General features: G+C 74.1%; 17 protein-coding genes. 5 read left to right on the top strand and 12 right to left on the bottom strand.

The window, feature by feature from the left end:
* Positions 1–118 precede the first annotated feature (118 nt).
* Positions 119–2,284: a hypothetical protein gene (locus tag ACIO5E_RS04515; protein WP_400663757.1), complete on the top strand. Its 2,166-nt coding sequence runs from the start codon at positions 119–121 to the stop codon at positions 2,282–2,284.
* Positions 2,285–2,383: 99 nt separating this feature from the next.
* Here ACIO5E_RS04515 and ACIO5E_RS04510 read toward each other — a convergent pair whose 3' ends face one another.
* The 4 genes from ACIO5E_RS04510 to ACIO5E_RS04495 all read right to left on the bottom strand — a co-directional run bounded on the left by ACIO5E_RS04510 (position 2,384) and on the right by ACIO5E_RS04495 (position 7,274).
* A complete protein-coding gene (locus ACIO5E_RS04510; protein ID WP_280679526.1) occupies positions 2,384–3,754 on the bottom strand; it encodes a S53 family peptidase in 1,371 nt (456 codons plus the stop codon).
* Between the two features lie 235 nt (positions 3,755–3,989).
* Complete coding sequence (fabG, locus tag ACIO5E_RS04505; protein WP_280679749.1) at positions 3,990–4,760, bottom strand: 3-oxoacyl-ACP reductase FabG; 771 nt, start codon at positions 4,758–4,760, stop codon at positions 3,990–3,992.
* A gap of 76 nt (positions 4,761–4,836) precedes the next feature.
* Complete coding sequence (locus ACIO5E_RS04500) at positions 4,837–6,039, bottom strand: thiolase family protein (protein WP_400663752.1); 1,203 nt, start codon at positions 6,037–6,039, stop codon at positions 4,837–4,839.
* 71 nt (positions 6,040–6,110) lie between these two features.
* Positions 6,111–7,274, bottom strand: coding sequence for an acyl-CoA dehydrogenase family protein (locus tag ACIO5E_RS04495; RefSeq protein WP_400663749.1), 1,164 nt, complete (start codon positions 7,272–7,274; stop codon positions 6,111–6,113).
* Positions 7,275–7,411: 137 nt separating this feature from the next.
* Between ACIO5E_RS04495 and ACIO5E_RS04490 the strand changes: the two genes are divergently transcribed.
* Complete coding sequence (locus ACIO5E_RS04490) at positions 7,412–8,080, top strand: TetR/AcrR family transcriptional regulator (RefSeq protein ID WP_400663747.1); 669 nt, start codon at positions 7,412–7,414, stop codon at positions 8,078–8,080.
* A 124-nt stretch (positions 8,081–8,204) separates the two neighbouring features.
* Here ACIO5E_RS04490 and ACIO5E_RS04485 read toward each other — a convergent pair whose 3' ends face one another.
* The 8 genes from ACIO5E_RS04485 to ACIO5E_RS04450 all read right to left on the bottom strand — a co-directional run bounded on the left by ACIO5E_RS04485 (position 8,205) and on the right by ACIO5E_RS04450 (position 17,614).
* Positions 8,205–9,287, bottom strand: a complete 1,083-nt coding sequence (locus ACIO5E_RS04485; protein WP_400664418.1) for a nitric oxide synthase oxygenase — start codon at positions 9,285–9,287, stop codon at positions 8,205–8,207.
* A 286-nt stretch (positions 9,288–9,573) separates the two neighbouring features.
* Positions 9,574–11,007, bottom strand: a complete 1,434-nt coding sequence (locus ACIO5E_RS04480; RefSeq protein ID WP_400663744.1) for a sugar porter family MFS transporter — start codon at positions 11,005–11,007, stop codon at positions 9,574–9,576.
* Positions 11,008–11,160: 153 nt separating this feature from the next.
* The gene (gene egtD, locus ACIO5E_RS04475; RefSeq protein WP_400663741.1) at positions 11,161–12,132 is read right to left on the bottom strand and encodes an L-histidine N(alpha)-methyltransferase; all 972 of its coding nucleotides are present in this window, start codon (positions 12,130–12,132) and stop codon (positions 11,161–11,163) included.
* A gap of 44 nt (positions 12,133–12,176) precedes the next feature.
* Positions 12,177–12,926, bottom strand: coding sequence for an ergothioneine biosynthesis protein EgtC (egtC, locus tag ACIO5E_RS04470; RefSeq protein WP_400663738.1), 750 nt, complete (start codon positions 12,924–12,926; stop codon positions 12,177–12,179).
* Positions 12,926–14,269 carry an ergothioneine biosynthesis protein EgtB gene (gene egtB, locus ACIO5E_RS04465; protein ID WP_400663736.1) on the bottom strand — a complete coding sequence of 448 codons (1,344 nt, stop codon included), beginning with the start codon at positions 14,267–14,269 and terminating at the stop codon, positions 12,926–12,928. The genes egtC and egtB overlap by 1 nt, the downstream gene beginning before the upstream one ends.
* Positions 14,266–15,546, bottom strand: coding sequence for an ergothioneine biosynthesis glutamate--cysteine ligase EgtA (gene egtA, locus ACIO5E_RS04460; protein ID WP_400663733.1), 1,281 nt, complete (start codon positions 15,544–15,546; stop codon positions 14,266–14,268). Before egtA ends, egtB begins: the two co-directional genes overlap by 4 nt.
* A 316-nt stretch (positions 15,547–15,862) precedes the next feature.
* A complete protein-coding gene (locus tag ACIO5E_RS04455) occupies positions 15,863–17,008 on the bottom strand; it encodes an aminotransferase class I/II-fold pyridoxal phosphate-dependent enzyme (protein ID WP_400663730.1) in 1,146 nt (381 codons plus the stop codon).
* A 141-nt stretch (positions 17,009–17,149) separates the two neighbouring features.
* Positions 17,150–17,614 (bottom strand): SRPBCC family protein, encoded by a 465-nt coding sequence (locus ACIO5E_RS04450; protein ID WP_400663727.1) that lies wholly within the window; start codon positions 17,612–17,614, stop codon positions 17,150–17,152.
* A 339-nt stretch (positions 17,615–17,953) separates the two neighbouring features.
* Between ACIO5E_RS04450 and ACIO5E_RS04445 the strand changes: the two genes are divergently transcribed.
* The 3 genes from ACIO5E_RS04445 to ACIO5E_RS04435 all read left to right on the top strand — a co-directional run bounded on the left by ACIO5E_RS04445 (position 17,954) and on the right by ACIO5E_RS04435 (position 24,685).
* Entirely contained in the window at positions 17,954–18,760 is an 807-nt protein-coding gene (locus ACIO5E_RS04445) for an SAM-dependent methyltransferase (RefSeq protein WP_400663725.1), read from the top strand.
* A 136-nt stretch (positions 18,761–18,896) separates the two neighbouring features.
* Positions 18,897–21,026 carry a putative bifunctional diguanylate cyclase/phosphodiesterase gene (locus ACIO5E_RS04440; protein ID WP_400663722.1) on the top strand — a complete coding sequence of 710 codons (2,130 nt, stop codon included), beginning with the start codon at positions 18,897–18,899 and terminating at the stop codon, positions 21,024–21,026.
* 269 nt (positions 21,027–21,295) lie between these two features.
* The gene (locus ACIO5E_RS04435) at positions 21,296–24,685 is read left to right on the top strand and encodes a hypothetical protein (protein ID WP_400663719.1); all 3,390 of its coding nucleotides are present in this window, start codon (positions 21,296–21,298) and stop codon (positions 24,683–24,685) included.
* Positions 24,686–24,804: the final 119 nt, after the last annotated feature.

Raw genomic sequence — 24,804 nt, 5'->3', positions numbered from 1 at the left:
CCGGCCTGGATCGGGTGTGCCGGGATCTCGTAGGGTGGCGCAACGGGAGTGGTGGCAGGCACCACACAGCAAGGGCATCAGACGCCGCGAAGCGGCGGGGTGGGGCGGTGACCAGAAGATGGCGGAGACGACAGCTGTCCCAGGAGGCCCCGAACCGGCAGCGGACTCGGGCCCGTGGGACGCCGTACCGCCGCCGCGCATCCCGGCGGACGAACACCCGCCCGGGCCCGCCGCGCTGTACGAGCCGCCGCCCGCGCCGCCGGTCCCGCCGTCCGCCCCGGTGGGCCCGGCCCCGCTGCCGGCCGCGCCCACCGGATGGACCGTCACCGGCATGCCCGTCGTGGGCGCGCCGCCCTCCGCGGCCACGCCGCTGCCGTTCCCGGCACCGGGCGCGGGTGCCTCCGGTGCGGGCGGGCTCGGGTCGGCGCCGCGCGGACGGATCCTGGTCGTCGAGGGCGGCTACGGCAACTCCGGGCGCCGCACCTGGGGCCGCGGTGGTCCCGCCCAGGCGTCGGTGCTGTCCGCGATGCTCGCGGCCGTCTCGCCGCAGGTGCTGCTCGCAGCGGACGCGGTGGACGCCGTCCACCTGCCCGGCGCCAGTGACCCGCACACCGTCCTCGCCCACCTGCGCGCCGCCTCCCGCCACCCGGGGCCGCTGCTCGTCCACCTGGGCGGGCACATCGTCGCCGACAAGCGCGGCGGCCAGCTCCAGCTCACCCTGCGCGACTCCAAGCAGGACGGTCTGCCCTGGCAGGCCGTCGCCGCCGAGCTGGGCCACCGCCCGGCCGAGTGGCAGACCCTCGTCATCGCCGACCTGAGCGCCGACCAGAACGCCTGGCCGTACCTCCAGGGCGCCGTCTCGCCGCTCAGCGAGGGCATTCCGCTGTGGGCCGTCGTCAGCCCGGACCCGGAGCAGGTCGGCACCTTCACCCGCGCCCTGATCGAGGCGCTGCACGGCGGCCGCCCGGGCGCGGGCGACGTGCTCGCGCCCGAGCAACTGCGGCAGCAGGTGTACTCGGTGCTGCGGCCGGACGTCATCATCCTGGCCACGCACGCCCCGGACCGCCCGGTCTTCCGCAACACCGCCCGCCGTGGCGACGGCCTGTCGGACGTCGTGCCGTCGGTGGCGGACGCCGTGTCCTTCGCTGATGCCGTGCCTTTCGCCGGGGCCGTGCCGCCGGTCGACGCCGTGCCGTCCGAGCCACCTGCGCCGTCGGTACCGCCGGCGGCACCGACGCCGCTGGTGCCGGGCCAGGCGGAGCCGTGGGACGCCGTCGTCGAACCGTCCGTGGCCGCCCCGGTCCCGGCTCCGGCTCTGGCCCCGGTGGCCGAGGCCGGTCTGGTGAGCCTGGTCAAGCCCGGTGTGCCGCCCACCCCGCCCCGGCCGGCCCGCCCGGTCAGCCTGCTGAAGGCGCAGCCCGCCGACTCGTCGGGCGTGACCCTGCGCAAGCCCGCACCGGCGGACGAGGTGCCCGAGCTGCCTGAGTTGCCCGAGGTCGTCGAGGCCGCGGAGTCGGCTGCGGGCGTGTCGCTGGCCAAGCTTCAGCAGGCGGAGCCGGAACCGACGGAGCAGCCGGAGCCGGCGGATGCCGTCCCGGTCACGGCGGAACCGCAGGACGCCGTCCCGGCGCAAGCTCCTCTGGCAGACGAGGCCCCCGCGGACGCGGTGCCGGCGGCGGAGGTGCCGGAGGACGCGGCGCCGGCCGACGGCGAGGTCCCCGTCGACGCGGTGCCGGTGGACGCGGTGCCGGTCGATGTGGTGCAAGCCGATGCGGCGCCCGCTGGCGCTCCGGCGTCCGTTCCGCCGCGCGCCGACTACCGGGAGGTCATCGGCCGGATCGTCCGCAGCGCGGATGCCGGGGACCACGGTGCCGCCACCGACCTCGCCTTCGCCCTCGAACTGGAGGCGATCGCCGAGCACGGCGCGGTCTCCGAACCGGTCCTCCAGGTGCGCCAGGTCCGGGCGCACGTGTGCCGTCTCGCGGGTCGGCCCGCCGAGGCCGCCGACATCTACCGGGAGGTGGCGCTGACGCTGCTCCGCTCGCAGGGCCCGGACCACCCGGAGACGCAGCAGGCGGCCACCAACGCCGAAGCCTGTTGGCGCTCGATCCCCGACCGGGCGGCGGCCCTCCGGATCGCCCCGGAGATCATCGAACTCCGCGCCTTCCTCCCGGGCCGGGACGGCCGAAAGCTCCGCGCCGCCGAGCGCTACCTCGCCCAGCTGGCCGCCGCTCCTGCCCCGGCCCCGACCGCCCCCATCCCCTCCCCGGCGGACCGCGTCTGACACCTCGGCCGGACAGCTGACAGAGAACAGAAAACAGCGAACAGATAACAGATTTCGAAATCTGTTATCTGTTCGCTGTTAGTTGTTACCTGCTGCCGGTCACCGACCGGCGATGGCGTGAACGAACTTGGCGCCGTTGATGGTGCCGAGGCCGCTGGAGAGGTCGTAGCCCTCGGTGGCGGTGTAGCCGGTGACGCCGTTCCAGGAGTTGTCGCCCTCCTTCACGTCCTCAATGCCGCTCAAGCCGCTCGGGAGCAGGTTGAGGCCGTACAGGCGCCAGTTGAGCTGGCCGAGGCGGTGACCGGCGAGCTGGTCGGCGAGGGCGACGACGCCGGAGAACAGCGGGGTGGCCTCGCTGGTGCCGCCGGTGAGGTGCCAGCCGACGGCGGTCGGGTCGTAGGACTCGTAGGTCCAGGCGGCGCCGTCGACGGCCGCGCTCATGCTGATGTCGGGCGTACCGCGGTGGTTGCCGGTGACGTTGGCGACGCCGGCCTGGTACCACGGGCGGTCGAAGATGCCCGAGACGCCACCGCCGCCGGCGCCGGACTTGTCGTGCCACACCTTGTCGGGCGCGGTGCGCGCGCCGTTGTCGTCCAGGGTGAGCTGGGTGCCGCCGATGGAGGTGACCAGCGGGTCGGAGGACGGCCACGAGTTGACCTTGTACGGGTACAGGTCGGTGCCGTTGGTCTGCGCGTCGGTGGCGCCGTTGTCGCCGGAGGCGGCGAGCACGGTGACGTTGCGGTCGGCGGCGGCCTTGAAGGCGTAGCGCAGGTCGGTGAGCGACTTGAAGTCGCCCTTGTCGTAGCCCGGGAAGGTGTTCTCGGTGGCGCCGAAGCTCTGCGAGATGACGTCGCCGCGGCCGGCCTTGATGAGGGCCTGCTCGGCGTCCATCATCTCGGGCAGGCCGGTGGTGCCCTCGGTCTCGGCGACACCGGTCTCGACCAGGACGATGTGGGCGTCCGGGGCGATGGCGTGGGCGTACTCGACGTCCAGGGTGGTCTCGCCGGCCCAGCCGGTGTGGTCGGGGTTCTTGGGGTCGAAGACGGGGACGTTGCCCCACTTGACCACCTCGACCTGGGTGTCCTGGATGCCCCACTGCTTGTCGAAGACCTCCAGGTCGTGCTGGATGGTCGGCGAGCCGAAGGAGTCGACGATGACGATCGTGCGGCCCTTGCCGGTGACGCCCTCCTGGTACAGCGGGTTCAGGTTGTAGGCGTTGCGGTACTGCAGCGGCGAGTAGCAGTGGATGCCGATCTGGCTGACGCACTGGGTGGTGCTCAGCGGAGCGACGCGCGCCTGGGCGTTGTGGTGCCCGAAGGAGGCCGGGCGGACGTGGACGCCCGCGAGGTCGTGTGCGGGGGCGGCGGTCGCGGCGCCGACCGCCGGTACGGCGATGGTGCCGGCCGTGAGGGCGGTGGCCCCGACGGCGAGCAGAGCCAGGGCGCGGCGAAGGGGGGCGGGGCTGCCCATGGGACTCCTTGGGACGCAGGGCCCGACCTGGTCCGGTCGGGTGGTCCGGCCATCCCATCGATTGTCGCATGATCATGCCATAGTCATTTTGTGGGGTCGTTTGATCAAGGGCATGGTCATGCTCGGCCACGCGAAAAGGTAAAGGCCGTCCCAGGTGAAGGTAACCTCACACCTGGGACAGCTATGTGATGACACGTCAGTGCGATCGTCGGGATATCTGATGGCCCTGCCGGGGCTACCGGGCCCCGCCGTTGACGTACAAGGTCTGCCCGCTGACGTAGGAGGCGTCCTCGCTGGCAAGGAAGGCGACCACGGAGGCGATCTCCTCCGGCTGCCCCACCCGGCGCAGCGGGGTCCGGGCGGAGACCTCCGCCTGGTGGTCCTCGGCCGTGCTGCCGACCCGCTCGGCGGTGGCCGCGGTCATCGCGGTGGCGATGTACCCGGGGGCGACGGCGTTGACGTTGATGTTGAACGGGCCCAGCTCGATCGCGAGGGTCGCGGTGAGCCCCTGGATGCCAGCCTTGGCGGCCGCGTAGTTCGCCTGGCCCCGGTTGCCGAGGGCGGAGCGCGAGCTGAGCGAGACGATCTTCCCGTACTTCTGCGCCACCATGTACTTCTGTGCGACGTGGCTGCAGTTGTACGCGCTGGTCAGGTTGACCGTCAGCACCGCGTCCCAGTCGGCCTTCGGCATCTTGAAGAACAGGTTGTCCCGGGTGATCCCGGCGTTGTTCACCAGGATGTGCACCCCACCGAGGTCCGCCGCGACCTGCGCGAACACCGCCTCGACGGCGTCGTAGTCGGCCACGTCGCAGCCGTACGCCCGCGCGGTGCCGCCCGTGGCGGTGATCTCCGCGACCGTCCCTGCCGCCCGCTCGGCGGTGAGGTCGAGGACGGCGACCGTGGCGCCCTCCGCGGCGAGTCGGCGGGCGGTGGCCGCGCCGATGCCCTGCGCCGCGCCGGTCACGACGGCCACCCGGCCCGCGAACCTGCGTGCGTGGCCCGTCACTTCACCGGTCTCGTTCACTTCGCCGGCTCCGCTCACTGCAGACACTTCAGTCACTTCAGTCACTTCCGGTGCTCCCTCAGAGGACGTTCTCGACGAGGACGGCGGTGCCCTGACCGACGCCCACGCACATGGTGGCGAGGCCGCGCCGGGCGCCGGTGCGGCGCATCCGGTGCAGCAGGGTGGTGAGGATGCGCGCGCCCGAGCCGCCCAGCGGGTGGCCGAGCGCGATCGCTCCGCCGCTCGGGTTGACCAGTTCGTCGGCCTGTTCCGGGTCGAACCCGAGGCCGTCGGCGGAGGCCAGGGCCTGGGCGGCGAAGGCCTCGTTCAGCTCGGCGGTGTCGAGGTCGGCGAGCGACCAGCCGGCCCGGCCGAGCACCTTTTGCGTGGCCGGCACCGGGCCGATGCCCATGACGTCGGGGTGCACCCCGGCGGAGGCGCCGGCCACGTACCGGCCGAGCGGCCGCAGCCCGAGCTCGCGCAGCGCCTCCTCGCTGACCAGGACCAGCCCGGCCGCGCCGTCGTTCATCGGCGAGGCGTTACCGGCGGTGACGGTGCCGCCGGGGCGGAAGGCGGGCTTGAGGCGGGCGAGCTTCTCCAGACTGGTGTCCTCGCGGATGCCCTCGTCCTGGCCGACCGTCACGCCGTCGGGCCGCTCGACCGGGATCAGCTCGGCGTCGAAGTGGCCGTCCTTGCGGGCGGCGGCGGCCCGTTGGTGGCTGCGCAGCGCGAAGGCGTCCTGGCGCTCCCGGCCGATGCCGTACCGGCTCGCCACCTCCTCGGCGGTCTCGCCCATGCTGAGCACGCCGTGCAGGTCGGCCATCCGGGGGTTGGTGAGCCGCCAGCCGAGCCGGGTGTCGTAGGTCTCGATCCGGTGCGGCAGGGCCTCGTCGGGGCGGGGGAGGACGAAGGGGGCGCGGGTCATCGACTCGCTGCCGCCGGCCAGTACGACGTCCGCCTCGCCGGAGCCGATGGCCCGGGCGGCGAGGGTGACGGCCTCCAGGCCGGAGGCGCAGAGCCGGTTGACGGTGGCGCCGGGGACGGTCTCCGGCAGGCCGGCCAGCAGGACGGCCATCCGGGCGGCGTTGCGGTTGTCCTCGCCGGCCTGGTTGGCGGCGCCCCAGTAGACGTCGTCGATGCGGGCGGGGTCGAGGGTGGGGACGTCGGCGAGCAGGGCGCGCAGCACGGTGGCCGAGAGGTCGTCCGGGCGGACCGTGGCGAGCGCTCCGCGCAGCCGGCCGATGGGTGTGCGGCGGGCTGCGGCGAAGTAGACGGGACGCACGTCGTCGGGCTCCTTAGCAGACGGAACAGCGGTGTTTTCAGAGGATGTTGACGTGTTGTCGGAACGTGTGGTCAGAAAGCGTCGACACCGGTCAGGGCGCGGCCGATGAGCAGTTGGTGGATCTGGCTGGTGCCCTCGTAGAGCGTCATGACCCGGGCGTCGCGCAGGTACTTGCCGACCGGGTACTCGTCGATGAAGCCGTAGCCGCCGAACACCTGGAGCGCGTTGTTGGCGGCCCGGACGGCGGCCTCGCTCGCGTACAGCTTGGCCACGGAGGACTCGGTGGCGAACGGCAGGCCGCGTTCGATGTGGTCGGCGACCTTCCAGGTGAGCAGCCGGGCGGCCTCGACGTCGACGGCGATGCCGGCCAGCAGCTCCTGGACGAGCTGGCGCGAGGCGATCGGCTTGCCGAACTGCTCGCGCTCGCCGGCGTAGCGGACGGCGGCCTCCAGGCAGGCGCGGGCGATGCCGACGCACCCGGCCGCGACCGACATCCGGCCCTTGGCCAGCGCGGACATCGCCACCCGGAACCCCTTGCCGACCTCGCCGAGCCGGGCGCTGTCGGGCACCCGGACGTTGTCGAGGGTGAGTTCGGCGGTGGCCTGGCCGCGCAGTCCGAGCTTGCCGTGGATCTCGGTGCGGGTGAAGCCGGGCAGCCCGGTGGGCACGAGGAAGGCGGTGATGCCCTTGTGGCCCTGTTGCTCGGGACGGTCGCCGCCGGTGCGGGCGAAGACCAGGGCGACGTCGGCCCAGGTGCCGTTGGTGATGAACGTCTTGGCGCCGCTGATCAGCCAGTCGTCGCCGTCCCGGACGGCGCGGGTGGTGAGGTTGGCCGCGTCGGAGCCGGTGCCGGGCTCGGTGAGGGCGAAGCAGCCGAGCGCCTCGCCCGAGGTGAGCCGGGGGAGCCAGTGCCGCTTCTGCTCCTCGGTGCCGTAGCCGTTGACCGACTTGGCGACCAGTCCGAGCGTGACCGAGACGATGCCGCGGACGGCCGAGTCGCCGCGGCCGAGCTCCTCCAGGACCAGGCAGTACGCGAGGTGGTCGCCGGCGCTGCCGCCGTACTCCTCGGGGATGGTGAGGCCGAGGAAGCCGAGTGCGGCGAGTTTGCCGATGACCGCGCGGTCGACGGACTCGGCGCGGTCCCACTCGGCGGCGTACGGCGCGATCTCGCGGTCGGTGAAGGAGGCGGCGAGGTCCCGGACGGCGCTCTGCTCCTCGGACAGCTCCAGGTTCACGGCGGCTCCCGATCCATTAAACTAGCGCTGCAAGTTTTATGGAGGGACTGTAGCCCCGGCCGGCCCGCGCTGGGAAGGGGCACCTGTCAGAATCGGTCGCCGCCCCACCCGACCGGAGGAACCGGAGGACGTACCCGATGGCCCGCCCGCGCACCCCGCTGCTCAGCCGCGAGCGCATCGTCGCCGCCGCTCTGCGACTGATCGACGCCGAGGGCCTGGCGGCCCTCTCCACCCGCCGCCTCGCCACCGAACTGTCGGTCAGCGGGCCCTCGCTCTACAACCACGTCGCCACCAAGGACGAACTGCTGGACGCGGTGGTGGACAGCGTGATCGGCGAAGTCGACCTGTCGATGTTCGGCGCCCCCGGCGGTCGGGCGACGCCCTGGCCGGACGCGCTGCGCGACTGGGCCCGCTCCTACCGCGCCGCGCTCGCCGCCCACCCCAACATCGTGCCGGTGCTCGCCCAGGGCCCGGGCCGGCGGCCGAACGCGCTGCGCCTGGCCGACGCCGTCTTCGGCCACCTGGTCGAGGCCGGCTGGCCGCGCGGCCAGGCCACCCGGATCGGCGCGCTGATGCGCTACTTCGTCACCGGATCGGCGCTGGCCTCCTTCGCGGCCGGCTTCCCCGCGGACGCCGAGGTGTACGACGCGGCCGACTACCCGCACCTCGGCGAGGCGCACCGGCTGGCCGGACACCGCGGCACGGTGGACGAGGGCGCCTTCGAGACGGGCCTGGAGGCACTGCTCGACGGGCTCGTCCTGCGCTTCGAGCGCCTGGCCGAACGTCCGCAAGCCGGGCAGTCGTAGGCCGAACGCCCGTAGGCGGGGCGGGCGTTCGCGGGTCCGTCGAGCCTTCGTCCGTCCGTGGCGGGCCCGCCGGACGCTCGGACGTCCGCCGGGCAGCCACGGGCCCGCGTCCACCCGGTGGGTCTCACCAGGGTTCGCGCGGCACGAAGGCCGGCCGCAGCGACGGGTCCACCGCGTCGTAGTACCGGTGGTAGACCGGGGTGAGCCCGCCGGAGACCGGGGGCACGATCCAGCTCCAGTCCGCCGGGGTCGGCCGGCCGAGCCGCTTCTCCTGGGCGACGTGCCTGAGGAACCGCTCGGACTCGGTGTGGTGGTCGGCGATCGTCACCCCGGCCTCCTGGAAGGAGTGCAGCACCGCGATGTTGAGTTCGACCAGCGCGCGGTCGCGCCAGAGGGTGCGGTCGCTGGAGGTGTCCAGGTCCAGCCGCTCGGCGACGGTGGCGAGCATGTCGTAGCGGTCGGCGTCGGCGAGGTTGCGGGCGCCGATCTCGGTGCCCATGTACCAGCCGTTGAACGGCGCGGTCGGGTAGCGGACGCCGCCGATCTCCAGCGTCATGTCGCTGATCGCGGGCACCGCGTACCAGCGCAGGCCGAGGTCGGCGAACCAGGCGTACGCGGGGTGGGCGAGCGGCACCTCCAGCGTGGTGTCGTCCGGCAGCTCGTACCAGCAGGGGCGTTCGCCGGGGCGCTCCTGGACGAGCAGGGGCAGCACCTCGAAGCGGTCCTCGGCGCACTTCCAGCCGAGGTCGCGGGCGCGGGTGGTGAGCGCGGCGCCGGCCGGGTCGCCGACGACGCCGCCGTCGACCCGGTGGCCGGCGTAGCGGACCAGTTGCTGGTTGACGATGCGGGCGGCCGGGCGGCCCGGGCGGTCGGGGGCGAACACCGAGACCACCGGGCGGATCCGCCCGCCGTTGCCCGCCAGCCGCAGGTGCTCGAAGCACTCGGCGGCGATGTCGTCGGCCGAGCCGAGGTGCCGCAGGTCGCGCACCACCAGGCTGCGCCAGTACAGCCGGCCGATGCAGCGGGCGGCGTTGCGCCAGGCGAGCTTGGCGCCGTAGGCCAGTTCGGCGGGGGTGTGCTCGTAGGTGCCGGTGCGGTCGATCTCGTCGAGGACGCTCCGTATCCGGGCGTCGGCGGGGCCGGCGGTGGGCTGTTCGCCGTGGAACCGCCGGATGAACTCGGCGGCCTGCTCCGGATCGGTGAACAGCGGTGGCGCCGACGGTGGTTCGGCGGGCGCCGGGGCCGGTGCCGTGTCCGCGGCCACCGGAGCCGGGTACCAGACCGGGGCGTGGACGTGGGTGTGGGCGTACGGGCAGCCGCCGGCAGGGGCGGCGGGTCTGCGGGCGCGAAGCCGGTCGAAGATCAAGGACACATCCCTCCTGGCGAACAGGAGTACCGGAGGTGCCCACGCCGCCGCAGGGAGTGAACGATTCGGCCCCCGCACCGGCGCCGATGGCGCTAGGGTGCGGGGGCCGAAAGATCTGACGGTCGGATCAGCCCATGTCTTCCAGTCGGACGCCCTTGGTCTCCTTCATGAACTTCGCCACGAAGACGATCGACAGGGCCGCGAACGCCGCGTACACCAGGTAGGTCGCGGACAGGTTCCAGCGCGACATCGACGGGAACGAGACGGTGATCGCCCAGTTGGCGATCCACTGCGCGGAGGCGGCGACGGACAGTGCGGCGGCCCGGATGCGGTTCGGGAACATCTCGCCGAGCATCACCCAGACGACCACGCCCCAGGACATCGCGAAGAACAGCACGAAGGCGTTGGCGGCGACCAGCGCGACGGTGCCCTGGAGGTCGGGCAGCGTGACGTTGCCGCCGCTGCCGGTGGCGGAGGAGAACGCCCAGCCGGCCGCGCCGAGCGCGACGGCCATGCCCGCCGAGCCGATCAGGGCGAGCGGCTTGCGGCCGATCCGGTCCACCAGCAGGATCGCGACCACGGTGCCGAGGATGTTGATGACCGAGCCGACGAAGCTGATCAGCAGCGAGTTGCTCTGGTCGATGCCGACCGACTGCCACAGGATCGACGAGTAGTAGAAGATCACGTTGATGCCGACCAGCTGCTGGAAGACCGACAGGCCGATGCCGACCCAGACGATCGGCAGCAGGCCGAAGCGGCCGCCGAGCAGGTCGCGGAAGCGCGGGCGGTGGTCGGAGGCGATCAGCCCCTGGATCTCGGCGATCCGGGCGTCGGTGTCGACGCCCTGGCCCTCGACGTCGGCGAGCACGGCGCGGGCGTCGTCCAGGCGACCGGCCTGGATCAGGTAGCGCGGGGACTCGGGGATCACCGAGGCGAGCGTGAAGTAGACCGCGGCCGGGACGACGCAGATGCCGAGCATCCATTGCCAGGCCTCCAGGCCGAGCAGCTGGCCGCGGGTGTCGCCGCCGGCCGTGTTGGCCAGCAGCCAGTTGACCAGCTGGGATATCGCGATGCCGAGCACGATCGCGGCCTGCTGGAAGGAGGCCAGCCGCCCCCGGTACTTGGTGGGCGCGACCTCGGCGATGTAGGTCGGGGCGATCACCGAGGCGATGCCGATGGCCGCGCCGCCGAGGACGCGCCAGAAGGCGAGGTCCCAGGCGGAGAAGGGGAGCATCGAGCCGACCGCGCTGACGGCGAACAGCAGCGCGCCCGCCTTCATGACCTTGATGCGGCCGTAGCGGTCGGCGAACCGGCCCGCCAGCGCGGCGCCGACCGCCGAACCCAGCAGGGCGGAGGAGACGATCAGACCGGTCACGCCGTCGCCGACGCCGAACTTGTCCTGGATCCCGGAGACGGCGCCGTTGATCACGGAGCTGTCGTAGCCGAACAGGAACCCGCCGAGGGCTGCGGCGGCGGTGATGAAGACGACGAAGCCGAGGCGGCCGGGCGCGGGGGCCTCAGCCGCCTCGGCCGCCTCGGAGGGCTTCTGGAGGGCGCTCATGATCTTGACTCCTGGTACTCAACGCTGAGCTCGGTGCCGAGATCGTAACCCCTATTCGTTTAAGGCTTGTACGTAGGAACCTCAATTCTTGCTCTGAGCATTAGTAAGGTGAACAAGCAAATTGGGCGGCATTTGGGCCGGCCGCCGCAGGGCTCACGCCGGGGCGGACAGCGACAGTCCGAACCGGCCCTCCTCGTCCGTCCACCAGTGGCTCAGCCGCAGTCCGGCCGCCGCCAGCTCCCCGGCCACTCGCTCCCGGCGGAACTTGGCCGACACCTCGGTGCGCAGCTCCTCGCCCCGGTCGAAGTGCACCGGCAGGTTCAGGGCCGGGATCTTCACGGTCTGCGCGCGCAGCGAGCGCAGCCGCATCTCGATCCACTCCCGTGCCGGGTCCCACCGCGCGACGTGCGCGAACGCGGTCGGGTCGAAGTCGGCGCCCAACTCGCGGTTGAGCACGTTGAGCACGTTGAGGTTGAACTCGGCGGTCACTCCGGCCGCGTCGTCGTAGGCGGCGACCAGCACCGCCGGGTCCTTGACCAGGTCGGTGCCGAGCAGGAGGAAGTCGCCCGGGTCGAGGGCGGCGCGCAGCCCGCGCAGGAAGGCGGCCCGCTCCTCGGGTAGCAGGTTGCCGAGGGTGCCGCCGAGGAAGGCGACCAGCCGGGGGCCGCCGTCCGGGGGCAGGCCGAGCCGCGCGGTGAAGTCCGCGAGTACGCCGTGCACGGCGAGCCCGGGGTACTCGGCGGCGAGCGCGGCGCCGGCGGCGGTCAGCGCGCTCTCGCTGACGTCCACCGGGACGTAGGTCTCCAGGGTGCCGAGTGCGCGCAGCGCGTCCAGCAGCAGCCGGGTCTTCTCGGAGGAGCCGGAGCCCAGTTCGACCAGGGTGCGGGCCCCGGTGGCGGCGGCGATCTCGCCGGCCCGGGCGGTCAGGATGGCCCGCTCGGCGCGGGTCGGGTAGTACTCCGGCAGCCGGGTGATCTCCTCGAACAGCTCGCTGCCCCGCGCGTCGTAGAACCACTTCGGCGGCAGCCACTTGGGTTCGGAGGTCAGGCCGCGCTGCACGTCGTGGCGCAACGCGGTGCTGAAGTGGTCGGAGGGCAGCAGCCGGGTGAGATCGAAAGTGTCCATGACAGGGTGGTCCTCTGTTCAGAAGATGAAGTGGTGGTGGAGGATCAGTGGTGGCCGAGGAGTTGACGGACGGTGACGTCGGATCCCTCGACCATCACCAGCGAGCCGTCCGGGACGGCCGTCCAGCCGGGGGCGTCGTCGTACGGCTCGGAGGCCACCACCGTGCCGAGCCCGGGCAGGGTGCGGTGGTGCAGGGTGTCGCCCCAGGCGGTCGCGGCGATCGCGTGGCCGTCGGTGAGCAGCAGGTTGAGTCGGCCGGTGGTGTGCGCGGTGACGTCCGCGACGGTGTCCGCCAGCGCCTCGCCGAGCCCGGCTCCCGCCCGCAGCCGGTGCAGGACGAGCGCCCACAGCAGCGCCGAGTCGGAGCGGGCCTCCAGGTCCAGCAGTTCGGCCGGCGGAAGCAGGGCGGCCAGGGCGTTCAGCTTGCCCGGCCAGCCCGCCACCGCACCGTTGTGGCTGAACAGCCAGCGCCCGGCGGCGAACGGCGCGGCCGCAGCCTCGCCCGCCGCACAGCCGTCGGTGGCGGAGCGGACCGCCGCCAGCAGCGCCCGGGTGCGGATCACCCGGGCGAGGTCGGCGAACGCGGCGTCCGCCCAGATCGGCCCGGACCGGCGGTAGCGGGCGGGCACCTCGTCGCCGTCCGCGTACCAGCCGAGGCCGAAGCCGTCCGCGTTGACCGTGCCGTACTGCTGCACCCGGGGCGCCCAGGACTGCCGGTACAGCCCGTGCGGCGGGTGCACCAGCAGCTCCCGCGGCACCACCGGATCACCCAGGTAGGCGATATGACGGCACATCAGGCTGACTCCAGATCGCGGGCGGTGCGGAACCCGGCGAAGATCTGCCGCCGGACCGGGTAGTCCCAGTTGCGGAAGGTGCCCCGGCAGGCGACCGGCGCCACCGCGAAGCAGCCGCCGCGCAGCACCTTGTACTCGGGCCCGAAGAAGACCTCCGAGTACTCCCGGTACGGCCACGCCCGGAACCCGGGGTAGGGGCGGAGGTCGCTGGCCGTCCACTCCCACACGTCACCGATCAACTGCCGTACGCCGTACGGGGACTCGCCCTCCGGGTAGCTGCCGGCCGGGGCCGGGCGCAGGTGCCGCTGGCCGAGGTTGGCGTACTCCGGTCCGGGGGCCTGGTCCCCCCACGGGTAGCGGCGGGAGCGGCCGGTGGCGGGGTCGTGCCGGGCGGCCTTCTCCCACTCCGCCTCGGTCGGCAGCCGCCGCCCCGCCCACCGGGCGTAGGCGTCCGCCTCGTACCAACTGACGTGCAGCACCGGCTCGTCCGCCGGGACCGGCTCCACGGTGCCGAACCGGCGGCGCAGCCACTCGCCGTCCTCCTGACGCCAGAACAGCGGGGCGGTCAGGTCGGCGCGCCGGCGGTGCTCCCAGCCCTCCGCCGTCCACCAGCGCGGTTCGTCGTAGCCGCCGTCCGCGATGAACCGCTGGTACGCGGCGTTGGTGACCGGCGTGGTGTCCAGCAGGAAGGCCGGCAGGTCGACCACGTGCGCCGGGCGCTCGTTGTCCAGCGCCCACGGCTCCGTGTCCGTGCCCATGGTGAACGGCCCTGCGGGGACGAGCACTTCGGTGGGCAGGGCGGCCGCGTCCGCCGGGGCCGGCGGAGGCGGGGGGGCGGCCAGCGCGGGCTCCCCCTTCCGCAGCTGGTGGGTGATCAGCATCGTCTCGTCGTGCTGCTGTTCGTGCTGGGCGATCATCCCGAAGGCGAACCCGGCGTCCAGCAGCGGTGCGCCCTCCAGCGGACTGGCCGCCAGCAGGTCCAGTACCCGGCCGCGCACCTCGTGCGCGTACGCCCGGGCCTCGGCGGGCGGCAGCAGCGGCAGGCTCGGCCGCTCGGCCCGGGGGTGTTGGAAGGCGTCGTACAGCGGGTCGATCTCCGGGTGCATCGGGTCGCGGCCGCCGACGTTGCGCAGCAGCCAGAGTTCCTCCTGGTTGCCGATGTGCGCCAAGTCCCAGACCAGCGGGGACATCAGCGGCGAGTGCTGGGCGGTGAGGTCGCCGTCCTCGACGCAGTCGGTCAGCGCGGCGGTCCGGGCGCGGGCGGCCAGCAGCTCGGCCGCGATGGTCTCGCGCAGCGACTCGGTGCCCGCCGCGGGGGCGGCAGGGGGTCGGACGTCGGTCATGGTGCGGCCTCCTCCGGAGGAGTGCGTCGGGTGCCGGAGCGCAGGGCGTCCAGCTGGTCGTCGGCCGGGCAGCGGCCGCGTGCGGGGTAGCGCTCGGCGAACTCGGCGACGGCGGCGCGCAGCCGCGCGGCGCCGGGCAGGCGGCCCAGCGCGGCGTCGGCGGTGGCGAAGCAGGTCAGGGCGGCGCGGCGCAGCTCGGGATCGGCGACGGCCAGCGTGGCGGCCCGGCGCCAGACGTCGCTGCGCGGCGGGCGCGGACCGCCCGGGGGCGCCAGCGGCTCCAGCGCGGCGAGCGCGGCGTCGGCGGCCACCGGGTCGTCCAGCAGCGCGGTGACCAGCGCGGTGGGCACCACCCAGCCGTCCCCGGGCTGGGCGTCGATCATCCGCAGCTCCAGGTGGCCGCGCGGGCGCACCGGCGGGAACAGGGTGGTGCGGTGGTAGTCCAAGTCGGCCAGCGTGGGCGGGCGCTCGCCGGCGCCCCGGACCCAGTCGCGGAAGGTCAGCCCGGGCGGGGCCGTCCACGGCAGGCCCTCCGGGCGGCGTACGCACAGCACTTGGGCGTCCAGCACGTACTGTGCCCAGGCCTCGCTCGGGTCGCCGTGGTCGGGCTCCGGGGCGAGGGTGCGGGTCGGGTCCATCTGGGACCAGACGGTCTGCCGGGTGGACCGGTGACCGGTCGGTTTCCCGTCCAGCAGCGGGGAGTTGGCGAAGGCGGCGACCAGCACCGGGCCGAGCAGGTGGGTCAGCCGCCAGCGGCGCTCCACCGCGTGCGGGCCGCCGGCGTCGCCGGCGTCCAGGCACACCTGCACCGACGCCGTGCCGGTCATCATGATCCGGCCCCAGGGGCCCGCGGAGTCGAAGAAGCGCTCCATCGCCAGGTAGCGGGGGTGGTCCAGGACCATCCGGCGGGGGCGGGACAGCGGGTCCGTCCCGGTGCCGGTGAGTCGCAGGCCCTGCGCCGCGAAGGCGGCCCGCAGGGCGGTCAGATCGCGTCGGGTGTCCTCGACGCAGGCCAGGAGGCCGGTGGCGGGCGGGGAGCTGAGCTCTACCTGACCGCCGGGTTCGAGCGTGAGACGCGAACCGGAGGGGAGCGAGTCGCCGTCCGGGCCGCCGAGTGGCAGCGAGGCCAGCGCGGTGTCGACCAGTTCGGGCCGGACGGGTTTGTCGGGACATCGGTCGTCGTGGACGAACCACTCGACCTCGACGCCCACCAGGCGGGGCGGTCCGATCTTGAAGCAGACGCCCGACACGTGGCTGCGCGCCCCCGACTCGGTCAACGGGGTCACCCCGGTCGGGGGCGCTGGGGGGCTCTGCCGGTCGGGCTGAGTGGTACGGGATGTCGGTATCACCGGACTTACCATCCTCGGGATCACGATTGCGGCCCGAACTACCTTGCCCAGTCTGCTACGGAGCATGCGGGAGCGCTTCGCAAATATCGTGTGAACGTTCGTTTCCGCAGGTCAGGGGTGGCGCGATCGGGTGAATCGGGAGATCCGGGGCGGTTGTGGGAGCAGCTTCCGGGGCGGTGGGAGGTGGCTTCGGGGTGGTTGCGGGGCGGCCCGGCGGCGGCCTGGTGGTGGCCTGGCGGTGGGGTCACAGGCGGTTCAGACGTTCCAGGACGGTCTCCAGTACCGGGCCCGGCAGGGCGTAGTTCAGCCGCAGTGCACCCCGGCCGCCGGGGCCGAACTCGGCGCCGTCCGAGGCCTCCAGGCCGCAGCGCTCCAGCAGCGCCCGGCGGGCCTCGGCGGCCGGCAGGCCCAGCGCGGCGGCGTCCAGCCAGAGCAGGTAGGAGGCCTGCGGCGCGGAGCGGACGGCGGGGCCCAACCGGTCGGTGAGCCGGGTCCGGGCGGCGGCGAGGTGGGCGAGCAGCGCGTCCAGCCACGGGCCGCCCTCCTCCAGCGCCGCCCGCTGGACGGTCTGCTCCAGCAGGCCGCCCTCCCAGAGGCCGAATCCGGCCAGCACCTCGGTGAACCGCGCCCGCAGGTCCGGGTCCGGGACGAGTGCGAAACTGCTCGGTACGCCGGAGGAGTTGAAGGTCTTGCCCGCCGAGTTCAGGGTGACCACCCGGGGCCGGAGCGCCGGGTCCACGGTGGTCACCGCGACCGGGTGGACGTATCCGGGGTGGGTGAGATCGCCGTGCACCTCGTCCGAGACCAGCAGCGCGCCCGCCTCCGCCGCCCGTTCGGCGAGGGCCCGTAGTTCGGCGGCCGGCCAGACCCGGGCGGAGGGGTTGTGCGGACTGCTCAGCAGTACGGCTCCGGCTGGGCCGGGGAGCGGGCCGTCCGGGAGCCGGTAGCCGTCCGGGCCGGCGGCCAGCGGCAGTTCCCGGTACGGGAGGGCGGCCGCCCGGCACAGCTGGGCGAAGCCGCCCCACTCCGGCGTCGGGAACAGCACCGGCGCCTGCGGTCGTACGGTCTCCAGCAGCAGGCGTACGGCGGTGCGGGGACCGCACGGCAGTAGCAGGACCCAGTCCGGGTCCACCTCGACGTCGTGCCGCGTGCGGTACCAGCGCGCCACCAACGCCCGCCCGGCCGGGTCGCACACGGTGTACCCGTACGCACGGTGCCGGACCCGGCGCTCCAGCGCCTCGGCCACGGCCGGCGGCCCGGGCAGGTCCATGTCCGCCAGGCCCATCGGGATCACCCCGGGTGCCCCCGCGCGGGCCCACTTGCTGCTGCCCGTCCCGCCCCGGTCGAAGGGGGCCGCGAAGCCGAACGCGTCGGGTGCGGTGGTGGGCATGACGGTCCTCCGGCGGCTCGGGGGTGCGCCGCCACGCTAACCGCCACCGGCCCCGTGGTCACCAGGGCGGACCTGGCGGCGAACAGATAACAGCGAACAGATAACAGATTTCGAAATCTGTTATCTGTTCGCTGTTATCTGTTACCTGTCCCCGGTGATCTGTCGGCCACCCAGATGTGCCGCCAGCCCCCTCCGCCCCCGGCGCATCATCACGGCGTGGTTGGCCCGGAACAGCGGGTGCAGGGGCAGGGCGAGGCGGCGCAGCAGGGGCTTGCCGGGTCGGGTGTCCTCCTCGAAGAGCACCCGGCTGCCCGCGCCGTCCGGGGTGACGGTGAACCGCGACCACCCGTCGAGGTCGCCCCGCATGGCGGCCTCCAGTACGCCGGCGACCGGATCGTGCCGTCGCGCCTCCAGCCCGATCACCAGCCGGTACGGCAGCAGCGCGCGCACCACCAGTTCCCCGGAGTCCTCGCCGGTCTGCCGCACGTCGAGGATCTCGGGCCACCACAGCGGGTAGCTCTGCACGTCCTCCAGTGCCGTGTACACGGCGGGCGCCGGCGCTGAGAGCCGCCACACGCCCCGGAAGCGGTAGTGGTTGGGGTCCACGGGCCCCACCCTAGTCCGGCCCCGGCCCGGTCCGGCCGTGGCGGCGGCGGTTTTCGGCGGGCGCCGTTCAACTCAACACCTCGGGGGAGCCGTCGAGTTGGCGCCCGACCTGCGGTTCGCGGGTGAGGGAGCGGTGCTCGACGCCGCCGGCCGGTGGGACCCGCGCACCGACCGGACGGGAGGCCAACGCTTCAAAAACGCCGCGTGTCAGGACGGAGACGTTCCGCTTGCACCCGTTCGGGGTGCGGGGGAGGATCTTCCGTGCTTGTAGTCTCATCTGTCATATGCAGTCGCCGCGAGGCGCTGCATCCCCAGAACCGGAGTGAAGGAGTCACAGGCATGCGGCGACCGAGCTGGGTACCGGAGGGCACGGACCTGGACAAACCGAACGCCGCGCGGGTCTACGACTACTACCTGGGGGGCTCGCACAACTTCGAGGTCGACCGGGAGATGGCGCGCAAGGCGATGGCCCTGTGGCCGGAGCTGCCGCAGATCATGCGCTCCAACCGGGCCTTCCTCCGCCGGGCCGTGTCCTTCCTGGCCGAGCGCGGCGTCACCCGCTTCCTGGACATCGGCTCCGGCATCCCGACCTTCGGCGCGGTGCACGAGATAGCCCGCGCGGTCCGCCCCGAGGCCCAGGTCGTCTACGTGGACCGGGACCCGGTCGCCGTCGCGCACAGCCGCCTGCTGCTGGAGGACGACCCGGGCAGCGACGTCGTCCAGGCCGACCTGCGCGACGTCGACGACCTGCTGGCCCGCCCCGAGGTGACCGGGCTGCTGGCGCAGGGCGAGCCGGTGGCCGTCCTGCTGGTCGCCGTCGCGCACTTCGTCACCGACGACGAGGACCCGTGGAAGCTGATCGGCACGATCCGCGACGCGCTCCCGCCCGGCAGCGCGCTGGTCCTCTCGCACGCCTCGCTGGAAGGCCGCCCCGATCAGGCGGAGAACCACCAGAAGCTCTACCAGAGGACGCCGACCCCGCTGACCATGCGCACCCATGAGCAGATCACCGGCATGTTCGCCGGGTTCGAACTGATCGAACCGGGCGTGGTCTACCTGCCGCAGTGGCATCCGGACCAGCCGGAGGCGGTCGGCGAGCACCCCGAGCGGATGACCGGGGTGGCGGGCGTAGGGTTGCGCCCTTGAGCAGACGGATCGGGCGAGGGACCGACGGCCACGGGCGCCGCGAAGCGGCCGTCGGGCGCACCGTCGCGCCCCCCGCCCGGTCTGACGCCGCCACCGCGCACCCCGCCGCCGTAATCGCGCCCACCCTGGTGGACGCATGAGCACCATCCCGGTGTCCGACAGCGCCGAACGGTTCCACGAGGCCTGGGCGCGCCTGCTCTCCGCCGACCACGGCATGGCCGTCCACCCCGGGCTGCTCCGCCGCCTGGTCGCCCGGACCGCCGCCCTGCTCCACCGCGCCCAGCAGGACGAGCCGTTCGAGCCCCGGCTCGCCGCGCAGGCCGGCGCGGAGCTGGTCGACGCGCACTTCACCGACCCGGTGCTGCTGGCCAGGGCAGTGGAACTGCTGCAGGCACAGCCGGTCGGTGACGCGCGCGGCCCGGCCCTGACCGGCGCCTTCGCGGCGGGCTGGGCGGCCGCTCTGCGCGAGCGCACACTGCGTGAGCAGGAGGCGATCCGCACCGCCGCCGACACCGCCCGCAAGGAGGCCGAGCGGGCGCTGCGCGCCTCCGAGGCGCGCTTCCGCGCGCTGTTCGAGAGCGCGGCCATCGGCATCGGCATAGGTGACACCGACGGCAACATCCTGGCCGTCAACAAGGCGCTCCAGGAGCTGTTCGGCGCGGCCCCGGAGGACATGACCGGCCGCCGGGTCGGCGACCTCGTGCACCCCGAGGACACCCCGGGCGTGTGGGAGGCCTACGAGGAGCTGATCAGCGGCAAGCGGGAGTACTTCCAGTTCGACAAGCCGTACTACCGCCAGGACGGCGAGGTGGTCTGGACCCACCTGACCGTCTCGCTGATCCGCGACGACGACGGCATCCCGCAGTACCAGGTCGCGATGCTGGAGGACATCACCGACCGCTACCGGCTCCAGGAGCGGCTGCGCCACCAGGCCACCCACGACTCGCTGACCGGCCTGCCGAACCGGGCCGCCTTCTTCGAACGGCTGGAGAAGCTGTTCGAGGAGCCGGATCCGGGCGCCCGGTTCGGCCTCTGCTACGTCGACCTCGACGGCTTCAAGGTGGTCAACGACAGCCTCGGCCACGACACCGGTGACCAGTTGCTGTCCGCCGTGGCCGCCCGCCTGAAGGCCGCGCTCAGCCCACTCGGCCACCTGGTCGCCCGGCTCGGCGGTGACGAGTTCGTGGTGCTGCTGGAGAACTGCCGGGGCGAGCAGGAGGCGGTCGCGGCGGCGAAGACGGTGCTCAAGGCGCTGGCCGGGCCGGTACTGATCGGTGACCACCAGCTGGCTGTGGGCGCCAGCGTCGGCGTGCTGGAGCGGCGGGTGTCCACCACCACCCCGGGCGCCGCCGTCCGGGCCGCGGACCTGACGCTGTACCGGGCCAAGGAGGCCGGCCGCGGCCGCTGGACGCTGTTCGACCCCAAGGAGAACGCCCGCGCCGTCAGCCGCTACGCGGTGTCGGTCCGGATGCCGGCCGCGCTGGACCAGGGCGAGTTCTTCATCGACTACCAGCCGCTGTACGCGCTCGCGGACGGCCGGCTGGCCGCCGTGGAGGCGCTGGTGCGCTGGCGCCACCCGCAGCTCGGCGTGCTCGGTCCGGACGAGTTCGTGACCACCGCGGAGGAGACCGGGCTGATCATGCCGCTCGGGCGCTGGGTGCTGGAGCAGGCCTGCGGACAGGCCGCGGACTGGATCAAGCGGTTCGGCGACGCCGCGCCGCAGCTGAACGTCAACCTGGCGGTCCGCCAGGCGCGCAGCGCGGCGCTGGTCACCGATCTCGGCCGGATCCTCGACACGACGGGGTTCGATCCGGCCCGGCTGCAGCTGGAGATCACCGAGTCGACCGTGGTCGGGCCCGAGGACGAGGCGCTGCGCACCCTGCACGGACTGGTGGACCTCGGCGTCTCGCTGGCGGTGGACGACTTCGGCACCGGCTGGTCCAACCTCGCCTACCTGCGCGACCTGCCGGTCTCCGGGCTGAAGATCGCCGGGTCCTTCGTCGGCGACCTGCACGATCCGGCGAAGGACGAGTCGACCGGGTGGCGGATCGTCAGCGGCCTGGTGTCGATGGCGCACGCGCTCGGGCTGACCGTCACCGCCGAGGGCGTGGAGACCCGCAAGGACGCCGAGCGGCTGCGGACCATCGGCTGCGACTGGGCACAGGGCTGGCACTTCGGCCGCCCGGTGCGCCCGGGCGAGATCGCCCGCCGGATCACGGAGGAGCCCCAGGGGCGCCCGGTCGGAGGCCCAAGCGCCGAGGGCTGAAGCGTCGGAAGCTCAAGCGCCGAGGGCTGAAGCGTCGGAGGCCCAGCCGTCGAAGGCCCCGACGGCGAGGCCCCGACGGCGAGGCTCCGAGCCCGACCGCGTCCGCGCCTGACGGCGGTGGCGCAACCACTCGGCCGCGTTCCGGAAAGCGGCCAACACCGCGGCCCACCGTGCGGGATGATGACGCGTCAAAATCACCACCCGAGGCCGGTGCGCGCGTGGCTGCCGCCCCGTGCTCGGGCCCCGGGAAGCGGGGAGGAGAGCGCCGCATGGCCACACCGGAGGACACGGGCCCGGCCGACGAGGGCCGAGCGGAGCCCTGGTCGGAGAGCGCGGCCGGACCCCGGCCCGAGCCCCGGACCAGGGTGGACCGGCGGCCGTGGGGGCGACGCCTCGGCGTCGTGCCGGACCGGCCGTCCCGGCTCGGCGCCGTCCCGCGCACCCGGGCGGACCCCGACGCCGCGACCCGGCAGGCACCGGACGGCGGCGCCCGTTTCGATCCGGAGGCGCCGACCAGGGTGCAGCGGGCCAGGCCGGAGCGGGTCGATCCGGAGGCCCCGACCCGGGTCCAGCGACGCGCGGGTGCCGGGCGATCCGCCACCCCCGCCTGGGCCGACCGGATCGGCCCCGGGCCCAGCCGGGGCGGCGAGGGCGCCGCGGACGGCGTGCCGGGCGGTACGGGGTCCGCCGAAGGGGTGCCGGACGGCGAGGGGCCTGCCGGCGGACGGTTCGCGGGCGCCTTCCCGGACGCCCTGCGGGGCCGCTTCGCCCCGCAGGGCGTGGCCGGCTCCGGCGCCGAGGGCACCGTCTGGCACGTCCGGCGCACCGACGGCGGCGGCGACGCCGCGGTCAAGGTGACCGCCGCCGGCCAGTCCATGGACGCCGCCCTGCTCGCCTACCTGCGCAACGACGACTACCGCCGCCACGTCCCGCACATCGTCGACTTCGGCCGGGTCGGCCACCACGGCACCGAACTCGACTGGGTGGCCATGGAGTACCTGCCGGTCACCCTCGCCGACCACTTCGCCGACCTGCGGGAGCGCGGCCGGCACACCGACCGGCGGGAGGTCGAGCGGATCGTCTACGAGCTCGTCGCCCTGCTCGACTTCTGGCAGCGGCGGATCGAGCGCAACCCGCTCGACTTCAAGCCGGCCAACATCCTGGTCCGCCCCGGCCGCGCGCCCGGGGAGTTCGTGATCGCCGACTTCGGCGGCGTCGCCCGGCTCACCGCCAGCCGCCGCTTCACGTCCGAGACGATCGTCACCATCCCGTACATGGCCCCCGAGCTCCTGGCGGGCCGCAACCACGAGGCCGGGCCCTGGTGGGCGCTCGGCAACGTCCTGTACGAGCTGTTCGTCGGCCGCCCCCGCTTCCTCGGCGCGGACGGCCTGCTGATCAGCGACGAGGCGTTGCAGCTGGAACTGGTCCTGGGGGACGAGGTCGACCTCTCCGCCGTCGCCGACCAGCGCCAACTGCTGCTCCTCCAGGGGCTGTTCACCAAGAACCCGGAGGACCGGTGGACCGCCCCGCAGGTCCGGAGCTGGCTGGCCGGCGGCAGCCCCGCAGTGGTCCGGCGGCAGGCCAGGCCGGACGGCGGCGGCCGCGCCGCGCACCGTCCGATCACCTTCTTCGGCTCCCCCTTCAGCGACCCGGCCAAGCTCGCCGAGGTCCTGCTCCGGCGCTCCGGCGACGCGGCCCGCTGGCTCTCCGCAGGGGGCGCGGAGCGGCTGCGCGACTGGCTGCGCGACGACGTCCAGGACAACGTCTTCGACCTGCACCACCTCACCGACGTCGCCCGGGCGCCCGGCTCCCGCCGCGACGCCGTGGCCGCCCTGGCGGTGCTCGCCTTCGGCGCCGCGTTCGCCCCCGCCGCCACCCCGTACTACCTCGACCGCCCGATCGACACCCCCGGGCTGGAACGCATCGCCACCGAGGCGGGCGGAGCCGCGTTCATCGACGCCCTGGTCAAGGTCGGCGCCCCGGCCGTCGCCGCCCGCTACGACTGCTTCCACCCCGAGTGCTCCGGCGAGCACTGCTCCCGGCTGCTCGCCCTGGCCGGGCTCCCGGACGTCCTGGCCGAGGTGGACCGCGCGGCGCACACCGTCGGCGGCGGCCGCCGGGGCGGTGACGGGCTCAGCCCGCAGGAACGCGAGGAGGCGCACCGGCTGGCGGTGTGGCTGAGCGTGTGCCCCGAGGAACGCGACCGGCTGCTGGGCCGGCTCTCGCCGCTGCCCGCCGCCCTGCACCGGCTGCCGCTGCCCGAGCGGGTGTCGGAGCTCGCCGCCCTGGTCGCGGCGGCGGTGGTGGACGCGGCGCTGGCCGCCGGCTCCGGCGTCCGTACGGCCGTCCGCGCCGCAGCGCGCCGCCCGGCACCGGACCCGATCGCCGCACCGGAGGCGGTCCGGCGCCACTGGTCGGCGCTGCGGCGGCGGGCGGTGAGCGCCGACCCGGGGGAGGGCGCCGGGCGCGCGGCCCTGGTCGCCGCCGAGACGCTGCGCCAGCGCGGCCGGGGCCGGGCGGAGCGCCCCGAAGGGGAGGGACGGGAGGGCCGGGCCGACCGGGAGCACTGGTGGGGGCGGCTGTGGCAGCGCGCGGGCGGGCGGGCGTCGCTGGACTGGCCGACCCGGCTGCGGGCGTGGTGGCCGCACGCCCGCACCGGCCTGCCGCGCCGGGCGGGCGCCGCCCTGCTGCTGTTCCTCGCCCTCGGACTGCTGCTGTGGGCGGGGGCGGTGTTCCGCTACCCCGTCGAGGCCGGGGTCCAGCTCAAGATCTCGCCCGACGGCGTCCTCGGCGGGCCGCTGAAGAAGGCCGGCGAGCACGCGGCGCAGCAGGTGGTCGGCCAACTGGGCGCGGCGCTGGTCGCCGCCGCCGTCCTGGCCTTCTTCCCCGCCCGGGTCGGCCTCGGCACGGCGGCCCTGACCGGCGTCGGGGCCTTCGCCATCGGCTACCTGCGGCTCGGGCCGCCGATGACGGGCCTGCGGATGCCGAAGCCGGTGGCCGAGCGGGTGGTCGTGTTCGAGGGCGGGATGGGCAGCTGGGCCGGCATCGCGGCGGTGGTGGCGGTCCTGGTGTCGCTCGCGCTGATCGAGCGCGCGGCGAACCGGCTGCTGAAACCTGCGCACGAGGCCCGGCGGCAGGTCCGGGAGGCCTGGCGGCGACTCGCCGGGCGCGGTGCGACGGTTCGGCAGCAGGGCGGGCAGTGGCGGACGGGCGCGGCGGGTGCCCGGGACCGTGCGCTGTTCGCGCTCGGGAGCGCCGGCGTGCTGGTCCTGCTGCTGTGGGCCGCGGTCGAGGTCCGGCTGGCGGCCACCGGGCACCACCCGACGCCGGCCTCCTGGGGGACCGGCCAGAGCGGCGCGGCCTACCAGGCCGGGTTCGCCGTCCTGTTGGCCGTCGTCTCGTGCGCGAGCACCCTGGGAACGCCGACCACCGCCCGGGTGCTGCTCTGCTGCTGGATCCCCGCCACCCTGGTGCTCGGCGCCTGGCCCGGACCGCTCGGCCCGATCGAGGCACTGTGGATCCCGGTGTTCCAGGGGCAGTTCACGGCCGTCGCGGAGCTCTGGGGGCACGGCGCGTTCTGGGCCGCCCTGCTGGTCGTGCTCCCGGTCGCGGCGTACGGGGTGCTGCGTACGGTCCGCCGGCGGGGGTCGGACGGCTGACGCCTGACCGCTGACGCCTGACCGCTCTGGCCCTGCCCCCGTTGGACGGCCGACGGCTGGCGGGGCCGACCGTCCGGGTCGTTGCGGACGGGGCGGGGGCCGAGCGGTCACATCCGTTG

The sequence above is a fragment of the Kitasatospora sp. NPDC087314 genome, from assembly GCF_044744365.1.
In the GTDB taxonomy this organism is placed as follows: Bacteria; Actinomycetota; Actinomycetes; order Streptomycetales; family Streptomycetaceae; genus Kitasatospora.
The sequence above is the reverse complement of the archived record's forward strand: the minus strand, read 5'-3'. Positions and strand labels throughout refer to the sequence as shown.